General features: G+C 72.4%; 14 protein-coding genes. 3 read left to right on the top strand and 11 right to left on the bottom strand.

Going from position 1 to position 15627, the window contains the following annotated elements; genetic code table 11:
* Positions 1–8: 8 nt before the first annotated feature.
* From ACZ607_RS12845 to ACZ607_RS12800, 10 genes are all read right to left on the bottom strand, one after another.
* Positions 9–1415, bottom strand: coding sequence for an NADP-dependent succinic semialdehyde dehydrogenase (locus tag ACZ607_RS12845; protein WP_469734646.1), 1407 nt, complete (start codon positions 1413–1415; stop codon positions 9–11).
* A 148-nt stretch (positions 1416–1563) separates the two neighbouring features.
* A complete protein-coding gene (locus ACZ607_RS12840) occupies positions 1564–2025 on the bottom strand; it encodes an ATP-binding protein (RefSeq protein WP_469734645.1) in 462 nt (153 codons plus the stop codon).
* A 151-nt stretch (positions 2026–2176) separates the two neighbouring features.
* On the bottom strand, positions 2177–4273 hold the full coding sequence (locus ACZ607_RS12835) for a xanthine dehydrogenase family protein molybdopterin-binding subunit (protein WP_469734643.1): 2097 nt from the start codon (positions 4271–4273) through the stop codon (positions 2177–2179).
* Positions 4274–4320: 47 nt separating this feature from the next.
* A complete protein-coding gene (locus ACZ607_RS12830) occupies positions 4321–5301 on the bottom strand; it encodes an FAD binding domain-containing protein (RefSeq protein WP_469734641.1) in 981 nt (326 codons plus the stop codon).
* Complete coding sequence (locus ACZ607_RS12825; protein WP_469734639.1) at positions 5298–5870, bottom strand: 2Fe-2S iron-sulfur cluster-binding protein; 573 nt, start codon at positions 5868–5870, stop codon at positions 5298–5300. The genes ACZ607_RS12830 and ACZ607_RS12825 overlap by 4 nt, the downstream gene beginning before the upstream one ends.
* A gap of 36 nt (positions 5871–5906) precedes the next feature.
* Positions 5907–6302 (bottom strand): hypothetical protein, encoded by a 396-nt coding sequence (locus tag ACZ607_RS12820; RefSeq protein WP_469734638.1) that lies wholly within the window; start codon positions 6300–6302, stop codon positions 5907–5909.
* 13 nt (positions 6303–6315) lie between these two features.
* The gene (gene nrfD / locus ACZ607_RS12815) at positions 6316–7251 is read right to left on the bottom strand and encodes an NrfD/PsrC family molybdoenzyme membrane anchor subunit (RefSeq protein WP_469734636.1); all 936 of its coding nucleotides are present in this window, start codon (positions 7249–7251) and stop codon (positions 6316–6318) included.
* Positions 7248–8174: a 4Fe-4S dicluster domain-containing protein gene (locus ACZ607_RS12810; protein WP_469734634.1), complete on the bottom strand. Its 927-nt coding sequence runs from the start codon at positions 8172–8174 to the stop codon at positions 7248–7250. The genes nrfD and ACZ607_RS12810 overlap by 4 nt, the downstream gene beginning before the upstream one ends.
* Entirely contained in the window at positions 8171–11443 is a 3273-nt protein-coding gene (gene fdh / locus ACZ607_RS12805) for a formate dehydrogenase (protein WP_469734632.1), read from the bottom strand. Before fdh ends, ACZ607_RS12810 begins: the two co-directional genes overlap by 4 nt.
* A gap of 151 nt (positions 11444–11594) precedes the next feature.
* Positions 11595–12560, bottom strand: coding sequence for an LLM class F420-dependent oxidoreductase (locus ACZ607_RS12800; protein ID WP_469734630.1), 966 nt, complete (start codon positions 12558–12560; stop codon positions 11595–11597).
* An 88-nt stretch (positions 12561–12648) separates the two neighbouring features.
* Here ACZ607_RS12800 and ACZ607_RS12795 point away from each other — a divergent pair, with 88 nt between their 5' ends.
* The 3 genes from ACZ607_RS12795 to ACZ607_RS12785 all read left to right on the top strand — a co-directional run bounded on the left by ACZ607_RS12795 (position 12649) and on the right by ACZ607_RS12785 (position 14872).
* Positions 12649–12993 (top strand): DUF6479 family protein, encoded by a 345-nt coding sequence (locus ACZ607_RS12795; RefSeq protein ID WP_469734628.1) that lies wholly within the window; start codon positions 12649–12651, stop codon positions 12991–12993.
* Positions 12994–13018: 25 nt separating this feature from the next.
* Entirely contained in the window at positions 13019–13936 is a 918-nt protein-coding gene (locus ACZ607_RS12790; protein WP_469734626.1) for a cation diffusion facilitator family transporter, read from the top strand.
* A gap of 102 nt (positions 13937–14038) precedes the next feature.
* Positions 14039–14872 carry a VOC family protein gene (locus ACZ607_RS12785; protein WP_469734625.1) on the top strand — a complete coding sequence of 278 codons (834 nt, stop codon included), beginning with the start codon at positions 14039–14041 and terminating at the stop codon, positions 14870–14872.
* A gap of 4 nt (positions 14873–14876) precedes the next feature.
* Here ACZ607_RS12785 and ACZ607_RS12780 read toward each other — a convergent pair whose 3' ends face one another.
* Positions 14877–15449 (bottom strand): DUF6328 family protein, encoded by a 573-nt coding sequence (locus tag ACZ607_RS12780; RefSeq protein ID WP_469734623.1) that lies wholly within the window; start codon positions 15447–15449, stop codon positions 14877–14879.
* Positions 15450–15627 lie beyond the last annotated feature (178 nt).

The raw sequence follows: 15627 nt of genomic DNA, 5'->3' as shown, positions 1-15627 counted from the left end.
GCGTCTCCCTAGGCCGCGTCCGAGCCGGGGCCGTACCAGACGGTGGTGGCGTTGCAGAACTCGCGGATCCCGTGTCCTGCCAGCTCGCGCCCGTAGCCGGAGCGTTTCACGCCGCCGAAGGGCAGCGCGGGGTGGGAGGCCGTCATGCCGTTGAAGAAGACCCCGCCGGCCTCCAGGTCGCGTACACAGCGGTCCATCTCCCCCTCGTCGCGCGTCCAGACGTTGGAGCTGAGGCCGAAGGGGGTGTCGTTGGCGAGGTCCACGGCCTCGTCCAGGTCCGCCACCCGGTAGAGCGTCGCGACCGGGCCGAAGGTCTCCTCGCGGTGGATGCGCATGTCCGGGGTGATGCCGGTGAGCACGGTGGGCCGGTAGAACCAGCCGCGGTCCAGCCCTTCGGGCCGTCCGCCGCCGCACAGCACGGTGGCGCCCTTGGCGAGGGCGTCATCGACGAGTTCCTCCAGGTCGGCGCGGCCCTGTTCGCTGGAGAGCGGTCCCACGTCGGTGGACTCCTCCAGCGGGTCGCCGACGGTCAGGGCGCGCATGCCCGCCGTGAACCGCTCGGTGAACGCGTCGTAGGCGTCCGCGTGGACGATGAAGCGCTTGGCCGCGATGCAGGACTGGCCGTTGTTCTGGACGCGGGCGGTCACAGCGGTCTCCGCCGCCTTCCGCACGTCCGCCGAGGGCAGGACGACGTAGGGGTCGCTGCCGCCGAGTTCCAGCACGGTCTTCTTCACCTCGTCGCCCGCGACCGAGGCGACCGAGCGGCCGGCCGGTTCGCTGCCGGTGAGCGTCGCGGCGGCGACGCGCGGATCGCGCAGGACCGCCTCGACGGCGCCCGAGCCGATGAGGAGCGTCTGGAAGCATCCGGCCGGGAATCCGGCCCTGGTGAACAGGTCCTCGATGTACAGGGCGGTCTGCGGCACGTTCGACGCGTGCTTGAGCAGGCCGGTGTTGCCCGCCATGAGGGCGGGCGCGGCGAAGCGCATGACCTGCCAGAGCGGGAAGTTCCACGGCATCACGGCGAGCACCACGCCCAGCGGCCGGTAGTGCACCCGGGCGCGGGTGGCACCGGAATCCTTGACGTCGGCGTCGTCGGGGTGCTCGTCGGCGAGCAGCCGCTCGGCGTTGGCCGCGTACCAGCGCATGGCCTTGGCGCACTTGGCGGCCTCGGCGCGGGCGGCCTTGACCGGCTTGCCCATCTCGATGGTCATGGTGCGGGCGATCTCCTGCTGGTCCTCGTCGAGGAGGTCGGCGGCCCGGTTCATCAGGCGGGCGCGCTCGGCGAAGTCGGTGGTGCGGTGGTCGCGGAACGCGCGGTGCGCGGCGGCGAGCCTGCGCTCGGTCTCCCGCTCGTCCAGCGCGTCGAATGTCCTCAGCGTCTCGCCGTTCGCGGGATTGACCGTCGCGATGGGCATGGCTGTGCCTCCTTGCGTTGTTCTTCGACCGTGCCGCGCCGCGCCCCGGCGCGCAACGCGACCCTCACGCACACGTACCCGGCCGGCGCGGATCATGCGTGCCGCGGGCACACCGTCCGCGCCGGCCGGGCCGGCACCGGGCTGTCGGTCACACGAGTTCGGCGACCGGGCCGCTGAGGAACGTACGTCCGCCGGGGAGCGGCGTACGCGGAAGCAGTCCCGTGGTGCTGGGGGTCTCCGCGTAGCGCGTGAACCACACGACCTTGCCGTCGGTGGTCCGGCAGGTGCCCCAGCTGTCGCTCAGGGCCATGACGCGGCTGAGACCGCCGCCACCGCCGTCGAGCAGCCGGGGCATCCGGGAATCGTTGTCGGCCACGGACACCGTCAGGTGCCGGCCGCTCCAGCGGAGTTCGACGACGCAGTGGTTGTCGTCGCCGACGTGGCGCTGGACGTTCGTCAGGAGCTCCTCCGCGGCCCGGCACACCGGCCGGACGTGCAGATCGAGACTCCAGTGACGAAGGTGTGCGGCGACTATGCGCCGCAGCTGGGAAATGCGCTCTGCCGACACCTGCAGTTCGACCAGATAGTGCCGGTCGAGTGGAACGGTCATCGTCGAGGCTCCTCACCGCGAGGCCCACGTGCTTCACCCCGTTGAACCAACGACCCCCGAACACGAAGCGTGAGCAGTAATCACTTCTGGGTCACTCCTCAGGGTGACCCGGCGGGGCCGGTTGCGCAACCGAAGGGGCGGGCACCGGGCGTCACGGCAGGTAGGGCAGCACTTTGTCCGGCGTGAGGGGCAGTTCGCGCAGCCGGGCCCCGGTGGCGTGCCGTACGGCGTTCCCGATGGCGGCGGCGGTCCCGACGATGCCGATCTCACCGATGCCCTTGCTGCCCATGGGGTTGAGGTGCGGATCGTCCTCGTCGATCCAGTGCGCCTGGATGTCGGGGACGTCGGCGCAGGAGGGCACGTGGTACGAGGCCAGGTCGCTCTCGGTGAAGTCGCCGAAGGCCGGGTCCATGGTGCTGCTCTCGGTGAGGGCCATGCCGAGCCCCATGACCATGCCGCCGATGAACTGGGAGCGGGCCGTACGGGAGTTGAGGATGCGTCCGGCGGCGAACACCCCGAGCAGCCGGCGCACGCGCACCTCGCCGGTGAGGGAGTCGACGGCCACCTCGGCGAAGTGGGCGCCGAAGGCGTGCCGTGCGTACGGGGACTCCTGTGCCGTCTCCTCGCCGGTGTCGGCGGTGACGGTGATGCCCTCCGCCGGGATCGGCCCGGTGTGCCCGTCGAGCCGGCGTACCAGGGCGGTGGCCGCCTTGTGGACCGCGGAGCCCCAGGAGGCGGTCCCGGAGGAGCCGCCGGCGACGGGGCCGGGAGGCAGATCGCTGTTGCCGATGTCGACCGTGACGTTCTCCACGGGTGTGTCCAGGACCGAGGCGGCGATCTGCGCGAGGACGGTGCGGGCGCCGGTGCCGATGTCGGTGGCGTTGACGCCGACCCGGTAGGAGCCGTCGGGAGCCGCCTCGGCGGTGGCGCCCGCCTTCGAGACGAGTACGGGGTACGTCGCCGAGGCGACCCCCGTGCCGATCAGCCAGGGCCCCTCCTCCCGGGTGGCGGGCTGCGGGTCCCTCTCGTACCAGCCGAAGCGGCGGGCCCCTTCGCGCAGGCAGGCGGTGAGGCCCCGGCTGCTGAACGGGCGCCCGCTGTCGGGTTCGGTCTGCGGTTCGTTGCGCAGCCTCAGCTCGACGGGGTCCAGACCGAGGGCGTTCGCCAGTTCGTCCATGGCGGACTCCAGGGCGTACATGCCCGAGGCCTCCCCCGGTGCGCGCATCCAGGAGGGGCTGGGCACGTCGAGCGCCACCACCCGGTGCTCGGTGCGGCTGTGGGGCGAGCCGTACATGATGCGGGCCGGCACGGCGGCCTGCTCGACGAACTCCTTGATGCGCGAGGTGTGGGTGGCGATCTCGTGGGAGACGCTGGAGAGCACGCCGTCGCGGTCGGCGCCCAGGCGTACCCGTTGCAGGGTGGGGGCCCGGTGCCCGACGACCGCCGCCATGTACCGCCGGGGCAGGGCGAGCTGGACCGGGAGGCCGGTGTGCCGGGCGGCCATCGCGGCGAGGACGACCTGGGGGCGGGGGGTGCCCTTGGAGCCGAAGCCGCCGCCGACGTGTTCGGAGATGACGGTGATGCGGTCGCGGTCGAGCCCGAGGGCCTTGGCGAGGCTCTCACGCACCGCGGTGGACCCCTGGCTGGAGTCGTGGACGGTCAGGTGCCCGTCCGCCCACCGCGCGGTGGAGGCGTGCGGTTCCATGGGGTGGTTGTGCAGCCCGTGCAACGTGTAGGTGGCGTCGATCCGCACGGGTGCGGCGGCGAAGGCGCGCATGGCGTCACCGCGTTCGCGCAGGGCCGGGTAGCCGCCGTTGGCCTCCTCGGGGGTGTAAAGGCCGGGGTGGTCGGCGGTGAGGACGACGTCGTGCCCGGTGGTGGCGTACTCGACGTACACGGCTTCCGCGCCGGCCCGGGCGGACTCCAGGCTCTCCGCGAGGACCAGGGCCACGGGCCACCCCCGGTGCGGGACCCGGTCGTCCTGGAGGACGGCGAGGATCGGGTCGTCGGGCTCCTCCAGGCGCGGCGCGTTGTCCTGGGTCAGGACGGTGTGCACCCCCGGCACCGCGAGCGCGTCGGCGGTCCGGATCGCGGTGACCCGCCCGCTCGCCACGGTGGCCGGGACGACCCAGCCGTACAGACAGCCCGGCGTGGTGTGTTCCGCGGCGTACCGGGCGGTGCCGGTGACCTTGTCCCGGCCCTCGCGCCGGAGTACGGGCGCGCCCAGCGCCCGGGTGGTGTCGCTCATGACGGAAGTCCTCGGTCTCTCGGGGGTGTGTGCGGGGCGACGGCGGGTCAGGCGAGGCCGGCGAGTTCGGCCAGGGCGCCGACGGCCAGCCGGTGGGCCAGGTCCACCTTGAAACCGTTGTCGCGCAGGGGTCTGGCCGTCGCGAGTTCGGCGCTCACGGCGCGGGCGAAGGTCTCCTCGTTCGCGGGGGCGCCGCGCAGCACGTCCTCGGCCACCCGGGCGCGCCAGGGCCGGGGCGCGACTCCGCCGAAGGCGAGGGCGGCCCGCTCGACCCGGCCGTCGCGCACGCTCAGCGCCGCCGCGACGGAGGCCAGGGCGAAGGCGTACGAGGCGCGGTCCCGGGCCTTGCGGTACAGGGAGGTGGCGGCGGGCGGTGGCAGCACCACCTCGGTGATCAGCTCGCCCGGGCGGATCACCGTGTCCTGGTCCGGGTTGTCGCCGGGCAGCCGGTGGAAGTCGGTCACGGGCACGGTCCGCTCCCCCTCGGGCCCGTGGAGCAGGACGGCGGCGTCGAGCGCGGCGAGGGCGACCGCCATGTCCGAGGGGTTGGTGGCGACGCAGTCCTCGGAGTGGCCCAGCACCGCGAGGTCGCGGTGGGCGCCCTCCTTGGCCGGGCAGCCGGAGCCGGGCGTCCGTTTGTTGCAGGGTTTGGAGACGTCCTGGAAGTACGGGCACCGGGTGCGCTGGAGCAGGTTGCCGCCGGTGGTGGCGGTGTTGCGGAGCTGCCCGGAGGCACCGGCCAGCAGGGCCTGCGACAGGGCGGGGTAGCCGCTCCGTACGTCGGGGTGGGCGGCGAGGTCGCTGTTGCGCACGGTGGCGCCGATCCGGAGACCGCCGTCGTCGGTCCGTGCCACCCGGTCCAGCGGCAGCCGGCTGACGTCGACGAGCAGGCCGGGCGACTCGACGCCGAGTTTCATCAGGTCGACGAGGTTGGTGCCGCCTCCGAGGAACCGTGCGCCGGGATGTCCGGCGCCGGCGCGGACGGCTTCGGCCACGGACGCGGGGCGCAGATAGGCGAAGGGTCTCATGGGGCCACGTCCTCGATCGCCTCGACGATGTGCGGGTAGGCGCCGCAGCGGCAGAGGTTGCCGCTCATGCGCTCGCGGATCTCGTCCGCGTCGAGCGCGACCGGCCCTCCGGCGGCGAGCACCGCACGCGGGGTGGCGTGCGAGGGGAAGCCGTCCTCGGCCTCGCCGAGCATGCCGGCGGCCGAGCAGATCTGTCCGGGGGTGCAGTAGCCGCACTGGAGGGCGTCCCTCTCCAGGAACGCCGACTGCAGCGGGTGCAGCCGGTCGCCCTCGGACAGCCCTTCGACGGTGGTGATGTGGGCGTCCTCCTGGGCGACGGCGAGCAGGAGGCAGCTGTTGGCGCGCCGGCCGTCGACGAGCACGGTGCAGGCTCCGCACTGTCCGTGGTCGCAGCCCTTCTTGGCGCCGGTGAGTCCGAGGTGCTCCCTCAGGGCGTCGAGCACGGTGGTGCGGTGATCGAGCGTCAGGGTGCGGGCCGTGCCGTTGACGTACAGGGTGAAGGTGGAACAGTCCTCGGGAGTCGGCACCAGGGCCGCTTCCGCGTCGACGGTTCCCGGGGTGGCATTCATCTACGCGTTACCTTCCGGGTTCGGGTCGTACGGGCGTCACGCGGGCCGGTGGCTCTCCAGCCGCAGGCGGATCTCCTGCTCCTGGTCGCCGGCCGCCGTTCCGACGAGCCGGACGGTGAAGGCCTCCGCCAGGTGCTTGCGGAGGCGGTCGACCGCCCAGTAGCCGCCCTGGGCCTCGACCGTCACCGGTACGGAGAGCCGTGAGGGTCCTGGGCCGGTCCGCGTCTCGGAGACGTCGACGGTCGCGGTCCACACGGTGGGGCGTGTGTCCGACGCGTCCTCGGGGGTGTCGCCCGCCGGGCGGTCGGAGACGAACGAGCGGCGCAGCACGTCGAACACGGTGCGCGCGTCCTCCTTGGGGCAGCCGGTCACCGCCACCACGACATCGCCGCTCTCCTGGTGTTCCTGTGTCTGTTGCCGCGTGCTGTTCACCACTGGATTCCTTTCACTGGGAGCGCTGTGCGCGCTGCTCGGCGGCCGCGCGCTGGGGGCCGACCGTGTGGGCGGGGTCCTCGGCGGAGGCGATTCCCGCCGCGAAGACCCCGAAGCGTGTGCAGACCGACCCGGCGAGCAGCGCGAGGCCCGCGCCGGCGGCGACGGGACGGCTGCGGTGACCTGCCGCGAGGGCAGCCGCGGCTCCGGCGGCGGTGAGCCCGCGTGCCGCGCGCAGCAGGGATCCGGCCCGGCCCTCGCGGCAGGTCACCGCGACGGTGCCGAGGCGCCGTTCCATGGCGTGGAGCGCGGCGCCGTCGGCGACGGCGGCGAGTACGGAGGCGTACCGCGCCGGGGTGTTCTCGTGCACGGGCCCGGTGGCCAGGGCCATTCCGGCGGCAGCGGCGGTGGCCGATGCCGCGAAGAGGTAGGGGAGTTCGCGGTGCGCGCCGTGCCACGCGGGTACGGCGGTGTCGGCGGCCAGGACCGCGGTGTACGTCGCGAGGGCGGGGCCGAGCACCGCGGCGGCCGCGGTGGCGGCCGCGCCGGTCCTGGGCAGCCGTCCGGTGACCGCGGTGAGGGCGGCGGCACCGGCGGCCGGCCCGTAGGCGGAGAGCAACCAGGAGCCCATGCTCATCGGGGAGGTCGGCTTGAAGACGCGCAGCATGTGGGAGAAGCGCGACGGACGGCCGAGGTCGTGGACGAGCGCGGCGGCGGAGAGGCTGACGGCGGCGAGGGAGGACACCTTCAGGGCGCCGGCCGTGGTGGTGCGCCCGGTCAGCTGGGCTCCGGCCGCGAGCACGGAGCCGGCGCCGGCGAGGCCGCCGAGGAAGAAGTAGCCGGCGATGTCCTGGGCGGACCACGACGGTGCCTTGATGACGGGACGGCCGTAGTAGGAGACGGGCTCCTCACGGCGGGCCCTCTGCCTGCTGGACGTGGTGCCGGTCATGTCCGGCCGCTCCTTCGGGTGAGTGCGGGAAGAGCGAAGGACAGGGCCGCGCCCGTGACGAGCGACAGGGCGGCGACGCCCGCGTGGCGCCACATGGCGGGCAGGTCCCGGGTGGTGACCACGGGGTCCGGGGGCAGCCCGTACACCTCGGGTTCGTCCATGAGGAGGAAGAACGCGCCGTCCCCTCCGACGCCGTTGTCCGGTTCATGGCCGTACAGCCGTGCCTCGGTGACCCCGGCGTCGTGCAGCTGATCCACCCGCAGCGCGGCGCGCTCCCGCAGTTCGTCGAGCGGGCCGAACTGGATGGACTCGGTGGGGCATGCCTTGGCGCAGGCGGGTTCCTGACCGGCACCGAGGCGGTCGTAGCACATGGTGCACTTGAACGCCCGGCCGTCCGTGGGGCGCTGCTCGATCACTCCGTACGGGCAGGCGGGCACGCAGTAGCCGCAGCCGTTGCAGATGTCCTCCTGGACGACGACGGTGCCGAACTCCGTACGGAACAGCGATCCGGTCGGGCAGACGTCCAGGCACGCGGCGTGGGTGCAGTGCTTGCAGACGTCCGAGGACATCAGCCACCGCACGCCCGCGCCGTCGTCCTGGACCGCCGCGGGCTTCCCGGAGTCCGGCTCGACGAGCGGCAGTTCGGTGCGTCCGGCGGGCAGCGGCTGCTCGATGAAGGCGACGTGCCGCCAGGTGGAGGCGCCCAGGCCGACGGTGTTGTCGTACGACATGCCGGTGAGCGACAGCCCGTCCTCGGGGAGGGCGTTCCACTCCTTGCAGGCGACCTCGCACGCCTTGCAGCCGATGCAGACGGAGGTGTCGGTGAAGAAGCCGACGCGCGGCGGGGCGTCGTCGTGTCCGGCGTCGCCGGCCGGGTCGGGTTCGGGCCCGCTGAAGAGGTGGTCGCCCACGATGTTCCTCACGTCGTCTCCCCTGTTCCGGTCGTCCCGGTGATGCCGGCTCTGCGCCGGTACTCCGCGACGAGTTCGGGCAGCGCCGGGCCTCTGGGCCTGCGTCCGGGCCGGATGTCGGCGGTGAGCGCCTTGTCCTCCTGGATCAGGGCGTTGGGGTCGAGCGCGATGGCGACCAGCTCGTTGGCGGCGTCCCCGGTGGCGATCCCGTTGGGGCCCCAGTGGAAGGGCAGGCCGATCTGGTGCACGGTGCGGCCCGCGACGGTCAGGGGCGTGATCCTGCGGGTCACCATGACGCGGGCCTCGACGGCGTTGCGTGCGGTGACGATCGTCGCCCAGCCGCCGTGCTCCAGCCCTCTCTCCTCGGCGAGCATCGGTGACACCTCGCAGAAGAACTCCGGCTGCAGCTCCGACAGATAGGGCGACCAGCGGCTCATCCCGCCCGCTGTGAAGTGTTCGGTGAGGCGGTGGGTGGTGACGACGTACGGATACACCTCCGCGCCCGGCTCGTCGCCGCTCGGGTGGGAGCGGTTGCCCTCGCGCGGGTGCAGCTTCCTGACCGGCGAGCGGGAGCGTGAGGGGTGGAGCGCGTTGGTGAACGGCGAGTCCTGCGGCTCGTAGTGCGTGGGCAGCGGGCCGTCCTCCAGTCCGGCGGGGGCGTAGAGCCAGCCCTTGCCGTCTGCCTGCATGATGAACGGGTCGTCGCCGCGCAGGGCGTCGGGCCCCTCGGCGCCGGGCGGAGGTACGTGGCCGGGGGCACGGTCCGGGATGAAGTCCGGGACGTCGTACCCGGTCCACCGGCCTTCGGCCTCGTCCCACCAGATGTGGGCCTTGCGGTCGCTCCACGGGCTGCCGTCGGGGGCCGCCGAGGCCCGGTTGTAGAGGATGCGCCGGTTCGCGGGCCAGGCCCAGGCCCATTCGGCGGCCACCCAGTCCTGCTCGGTGTGGGGCTTGCGGCGGGCGGCCTGGTTGACACCGTCCGCGTACACCCCGCAGTAGATCCAGCAGCCGCACCGGGTCGAGCCGTCGTCCTTGAGCTCGGTGTAGGCGGAGAGCGGAGCGCCGTCCGGGCCGTGTCCGTTGATCTCGGCCAGGACCGCCGCCGAGACGGGTTCGTCGAGCGGCCCGTCCACGGGGTAGTCCCAGGTCAGGTCCTGGATGGCACGGTCCATCGGATCGGTGGAGCCCGCGAGCCGCTCCTTGATGCGGCGGCCGAGGTGGTACATGAACCAGAGGTCGCTGCGTGCGTCGCCCTCGGGTTCCACGGCGGTGTGGTGCCACTGGAGCCACCGGTTGGTGTTGGTGAAGGAGCCGGACTTCTCGGTGTGGGCCGCCGCCGGGAAGAAGAAGACCTCGGTGCCGATCTCCTCGGTGGTCATCTCCCCGGTCTCGGTCTCCGGGCCGTCCTGCCACCAGGTCGCGGACTCGATGAGGGAGAAGTCGCGCACGACCAGCCATTCGAGCTGGGCCATGCCGAGCCGCTGCAACCGGGTGTTGGCGGAGCCGACGGCCGGGTTCTCCCCCATGAGGAAGTAGCCCTCGCACTCCCCCGCCAGCTGCGCCATGACGGTCTCGTACGTGCCGTGGGAGCCGGTGAGGCGGGGCAGGTGGTCGAAGCAGAAGTCGTTGTCGGCGGTGGCCGCGTCGCCGTAGTAGGCCTTGAGCAGGCTGACGAAGTAGGCCCGCATGTCGCCCCAGAAGCCCTTGTCGGTGCGGCTGGCGCGGATGAAGGCGTCGAGGTCCTCGTGGGCGTGGGCGTGCGGCATCGGCAGATAGCCGGGCAGCAGGTTGAAGAGGGTCGGGATGTCGCTGGAGCCCTGGATCGAGGCGTGTCCGCGCAGCGCCTGGATGCCGCCCCCGGGCCGGCCGATGTTGCCGAGGAGCAGCTGGAGCACGCTCGCCGCGCGGATGCACTGGGCGCCGGTGGTGTGCTGGGTCCAGCCGACGGCGTACGCGAAGGCGGCCGTGCGCTCGCGTCCGGAGTTGGAGGTCAGCGCGTCGCAGACCTCCAGGAAGACCTCCGGCTTCACCCCGCAGATCTCCTCGACCATCTCGGGGGTGTAGCGGGCGTAGTGGCGCTTGAGGATCTGGTAGACGCACCGGGGGTCCTGGAGGGTCTCGTCGCGCGGTGGCCGCGCCGCGGCCTGCGCGCCTCCGGACCCGTGGGTCTCGGACCTGGCCGCGGCGTGGATCCGGTTCTGCGCGTCGCCGCCCTCGGCGCGGTCCTCGTACTGCTCGTCCACGTCCCCGGCGGGCGCCTGCACCTCGGAGTCCCGGTACTGCCAGCTGCTGGGGTCGTAGTGGGCGCGTTCCTCGTCCAGGCCGGAGAAGACGCCGTCGAGGTCCTCGGTGTCCCGGAAGTCGTCGCCGACCAGCGTCGCCGCGTTGGTGTAGTTGAGGACGTACTCGCGGAAGTCCTTCTCCTCGGTGAGGACGTGGTTGATGATGCCGCCGAGGAACGCGATGTCGCTGCCGGCCCGGATGGGCACGAAAAGGTCGGCCAGTGCGCTCGTACGGGTGAAGCGCGGGTCCACATGGATGATCCGGGCGCCGCGCGCCTTCGCCTCCATCACCCACTGGAAACCGACCGGGTGGGCCTCGGCGAAGTTCGACCCCTGGATGACGATGCAGTCAGAGTGCTGGAGGTCCTGCATGAAGGTCGTCGCCCCGCCGCGGCCGAACGAGGTGCCGAGCCCGGCGACGGTGGAGCTGTGGCAGACCCGCGCCTGGTTCTCCACCTGCACGACGCCGAGGCCCGTGAAGAGCTTCTTGATCAGGTAGTTCTCCTCGTTGTCCAGGGTCGCTCCGCCGAGGCTGGCGATGCCCAGGGTGCGGGCCGTGCGGAGCCCTTCGTGCTCCCACTGCCAGGTCCTGCGCCGGGTCTCGACGACCCGGTCCGCGACCATGTCCATCGCGGTCTCCAGGTCGAGCGGCTCCCAGTCGGAGCCGTACGGGCGCCGGTAGAGCACCTGGTGACGGCGGGACGGGCCGGTGGTGAGCTGGAGCGTCGAGGAGCCCTTGGGACAGAGCCTGCCGCGGCTGACGGGTGAGTCCGGGTCGCCCTCGATCTGGACGACCCGGTCGTCCTTCACGTACACCTGCTGGCCGCAGCCCACGGCGCAGTACGGGCAGACGGACTTGACGACGCGGTCCGCCGTGGCCGTCCGGGGCCGGAGCCGCTCCGTCTCCCGCGACATCACCGCCCGTCCTCTGCCCAGAGGATCGCCGCCGGTCAGCTGTCGGTACACGGGCCAGCGGCCGAGCGGATTGCCTGCTGCCATCGCGATTCCTCCAGCGGTCCGGGAACTGACTCCAGGCTCGCCCCACGGCTCCGTGTCGGCGACACGAGCGAGGTCCCGACGGGCGGGCCCGCGGAAGATCTCGTACCCGGTGTGCGGCGGGGAAACGTGGGGCCCCGGCCCGGGCCGCCGCCTACAGTTCGCGCAGCGCCGGCAGGAGCGTGTCGCGGGCCCAGTCGATGAAGGGCGCCTGGTGGGCTCCGCCGATCTGGACGAGGGCGACCTCGGTGAAGCCCGCCTCGGCGTAGGGTCGTACGGCTTCGACGAACGCGTCGACGTCCGAGCCGCAGGGGATGGAGCCGGCGATGTCCTCCTTGCGTACGAACCGGGTGGCCTGGTCGAAGGCGGCCGGTCCCGGCAGCTCGGAGTTGACCTTCCAGCCGCCGAGCGACCAGCGGAACTGGTCGTGGGCGCGGTCGATCGCGGCGTCCCGGTCGGGGTCGTAGCAGACGGGCACCTGCCCCACCCGGGGCTTCCCCGTACCGCCGTGCCGGTCGAACTCGCTCAGGAGTTCGCCCTTGGGCTCGGTCGCGATGACCAGGTCGGCGAGCCGGCCGGCGAGTGCGCAGGACCGTCCCCCGGAGACCGCGATGCCGAGGGGCACGCGCTGGTCGGGGAGGTCCCACAGCTTGGCGTTCTCCACGTCGAAGTGGGCGCCGTGGTGGTTGACGTAGCCCCCGTCGAGGAGCGCCCGGATGATGTGCACGGCCTCCTCGAGCATCTCCAGGCGGACATGGGGCGCGGGCCATCCCCCGCCCACGACGTGCTCGTTGAGGCTCTCCCCGGAGCCGAGTCCGAGGCGGAACCTGCCTTCGGCGAGCAGCTGGAGCGTGGCGGCCTTCTGTGCGATCACCACGGGGTGGTATCGGGTGGTCGGGCAGGTCACGTACGTCATCAGGGGGATCGTGGAGGTGGCCTGCGCGGCGGCGCCCAGGACGGACCACGCATAGGGCGCGTGTCCCTGGGAAGCCAACCAGGGGAAGTAGTGGTCGGAGGTGACGGAGAAGTCGAATCCCGCCCGCTCCGCGGCGACCACGTCCTCGACGAGCGCTCGCGGGCCTGCTTGCTCGGTCATCATCGTGTAGCCGATTTGCACCATACGAAACACATTTACCCTGACATCGTCATAAAACATGAATTCATGTCAATGGCTGTCTGTGATCGATACCCCGGGGTATGCGCCATGCATGGACGTAACGAACGGAGCAAGGGACTCGCTGGCCGCCACCCTCGCTGATGGCCCCGGCGCGGTGGGTGCGATCCTCGGCGTCGTCGGGCTCGCCGTGGTGGTTCTGCTGATCGGCGCCTTCTGGTGGGGCATGCGACGCCGGGACAAGGAGTCACCGCCGCCGCGCCCGGAGGAGCAGCCGGCCCGGCCGGATCACCGCACCGAGATCCGGGAGAGCGACAAGCACGGCTCGGACCACTTCCCCGAGGACGGCCGGGCCATGACGCCGTACGAACTCGGTGACCACGGCAACGAGGTGATCCCGCCCGAGTCCGGACCCGATCCCGAGCGCCCGCGCGACTGACGGCGGAGACGGATGGGGGGGGAACATGAACCGGTCGAAGTCCGACCGCAGGACCAGGATCACGATCCTGGTCGCGCTCGCCGCCAACCTCGTGATCGCCGCGGCCAAGGGGGTGGGGGGATTCCTTTCGGGGTCCCCCGCCCTCCTGTCCGAGGCCGCCCACTCGGTGGCGGACAGCGTGAACGAGGTCTTCCTGCTGGCCGCACTCAAGCGCAGCCGCCGGCCTCCGGACGCCCGTCACCCCTTCGGGTACGGCAAGGAGCGCTACTTCTGGTCGCTGCTGGCGGCCGTCGGGATCTTCGTCGTGGGGGGCTGTTTCTCGTTCTTCCAGGGGATCGAGGCGCTCGGGCGGAACGAACAGGAGTCACCCGACGGGTACACGGCGGGTCTGGTCGTCCTCGGGGTCGCCCTCATCGCGGAAGGCAGCTCGCTGGTCCGCGCCCTGGTCCAGCTCCGCGGGGAGAAGGGCGGCGCGGCCCGCGACCCCGCGCTGAGGACGGTGATCGCCGAGGACAGCACCGCCGTGCTGGGCGTGGTGCTGGCCATGGCCGGCATGGTGCTGCACCTCGTCACGGGTGACGTCGTGTGGGAGGCATCGGCCTCGCTGGGGATCGGCCTGCTGCTGGTCTACGTCGCCTACCGGCTCGGCAAGGACGCCCGTGACCAGCTGATCGGCGAGTCCGCCGAACCGGGGCTGCGCCGGGGCGTGGAGGAGTTCCTCACGTCCCAGGCCGAGATCGACAACGTGGCGGCCCTGTTCACCATGGGTCTCGGTCTCGATTCGGTGCTGGTGGCGGCGAGGATCGATCTGGCGCCCGGCATCGACAGCGAGGAGATCGAGCGGGTCGCCGTCCGGATCAAGCGGTCGATCGCGCGGTCGTGGCCGGAGGCCGAGCACGTCTTCCTCGACATCACGAACGCACCGCCCCGGGGCGGCGTGTGACCACGGCCGCCGCGTGTTGCGGGAGTCGCCGGGGCGCATGAGGCTGGTCCTGGCCGCGCGGCACCGAAGAAGTCATGCCGCAGAACGATAGGGCAGTGGACCATGACTACTGGCGATCCGCGGACCGCTCCGGAACCGGCGGTGCTGAGCGGCGCGAGCGCCCCGTGCTGGGTCCATCTGGTGACCCGCGACCTGGAGGACGCGCGGCGCTTCTACGGCGCCGTCCTCGGCTGGACGTTCCGTCGCGGGCCGCTGGGCAAGGACTTCCTGATGGCGCGCTCCGACGGAGTGCCGGTCGCGGGCATCGGCGCGGTCGCCTCCGCCTACCAGGTGGCGGTGGCCTGGATGCCGTACTTCTCCGTCCGGGACGCCGATGTCGTCTCGGACCGCATCCGTGAGCGCAGCGGCACCGTGGCCGTGGGTCCGCTCACGGTCGGGACGGGCCGCGCGGTCCTCGCCGCCGACCGTGACGGCGCGTCCTTCGGGGTCTGGGAGTGGACGGGCCGCGCGGCCACCCTGGCGCCGTCCGGGAACCGCGCGCACGCCTGGCTCCGGCTGCGCACCAGGGACGCCTTCGACGCCGCGATCTTCTACGGCGAGGTCCTCGGCTGGGCGAGCGGTGAGCCGGGCGGCTGCGAGGTGGCGTACGTGAAGGAGGAGGTGCTCGTACGCTGCAACGGCCGCCCGCTGGCCCGGATCAGCTCCGGTGCCGTCGAGGCCGCCCCCGACCCGCAGGTGCGCCCGCACTGGCAGGTGCAGTTCCCGGTCCCCGATGTGGGCGCGACGGTGCTCGCCGCGGAGCGGAACGGGGGCTCCCTGATGGAGCGGCGCGATGTGCGGTACGGCAACGAGGCGACGCTGCGGGACCCGGACGGCGGTCTGTTCACCGTGACGGACGTACGCGGCCCGGCGGGCGCGGACGAGGACGGGAGCTGACCGGTCAGGGCTGCGGGCCGGGCTCGTCGGGGTCCCGGCCCTCTCCCCCGTCGGCCGGCCGGCGGTTGTCCCGGGCGATGGCCCAGAGCGGGAACACGAACCAGCAGACCAGGAACCACAGGGCCATCCCGCCCACCAGCCACAGCGCCACCGAGTTGTGCAGCGCCACCCGCAGGATGAGCAGCAGCGTGCTGCACATGGTGCCGAAGAGCAGGCCCAGCCCGAGCTTCGTCAGACGGGAGGCCCAGATGACCGTCTGCGGCTTCATCCGGCGGCCGGTGAGCAGCCGGTGGTACGAGACGGGCCCTATGAGCGCGGCCGCGGTCGCCGACCCCAGTAGGACGGTGACGACGTAGATGTTCCGGTCGACGGTGGAGAGGTCGGCGAAGCGGGGCTGGAAGACCACCGCGAGCAGGAAACCGAACAGGATCTGGACACCGGTCTGCGCGACGCGCAGTTCCTGGAGCAGATCGCCCCACTGCCGGTCGGCCCGCTCCTCCTCGGTCTCGTGCCGCCCGCTGAGCGGGTTCGTTCCCGGCTCCACGTCTTCTCCGCCGACACCCGGTCTCCGGCCCATCGATGCCTCCCCACCTCGTCGAGGTGGTACTGGTTCCCCGCGAAGCCCCCGTGAATCCTGGGCCGCCGGTGCCGCCCGGCGGCCGGGCGACGCGGACGGCGCACCCGCCGATGCTCTCCATGGTGGCAGCCGCGGGGGAATCCAACACACCGACGGACGTGCACCGGGCTCCGCCGCA

The sequence above is a fragment of the Streptomyces sp. NPDC104381 genome, assembly GCF_055583745.1.
This window is presented reverse-complemented; position numbering and strand designations above follow the sequence as displayed.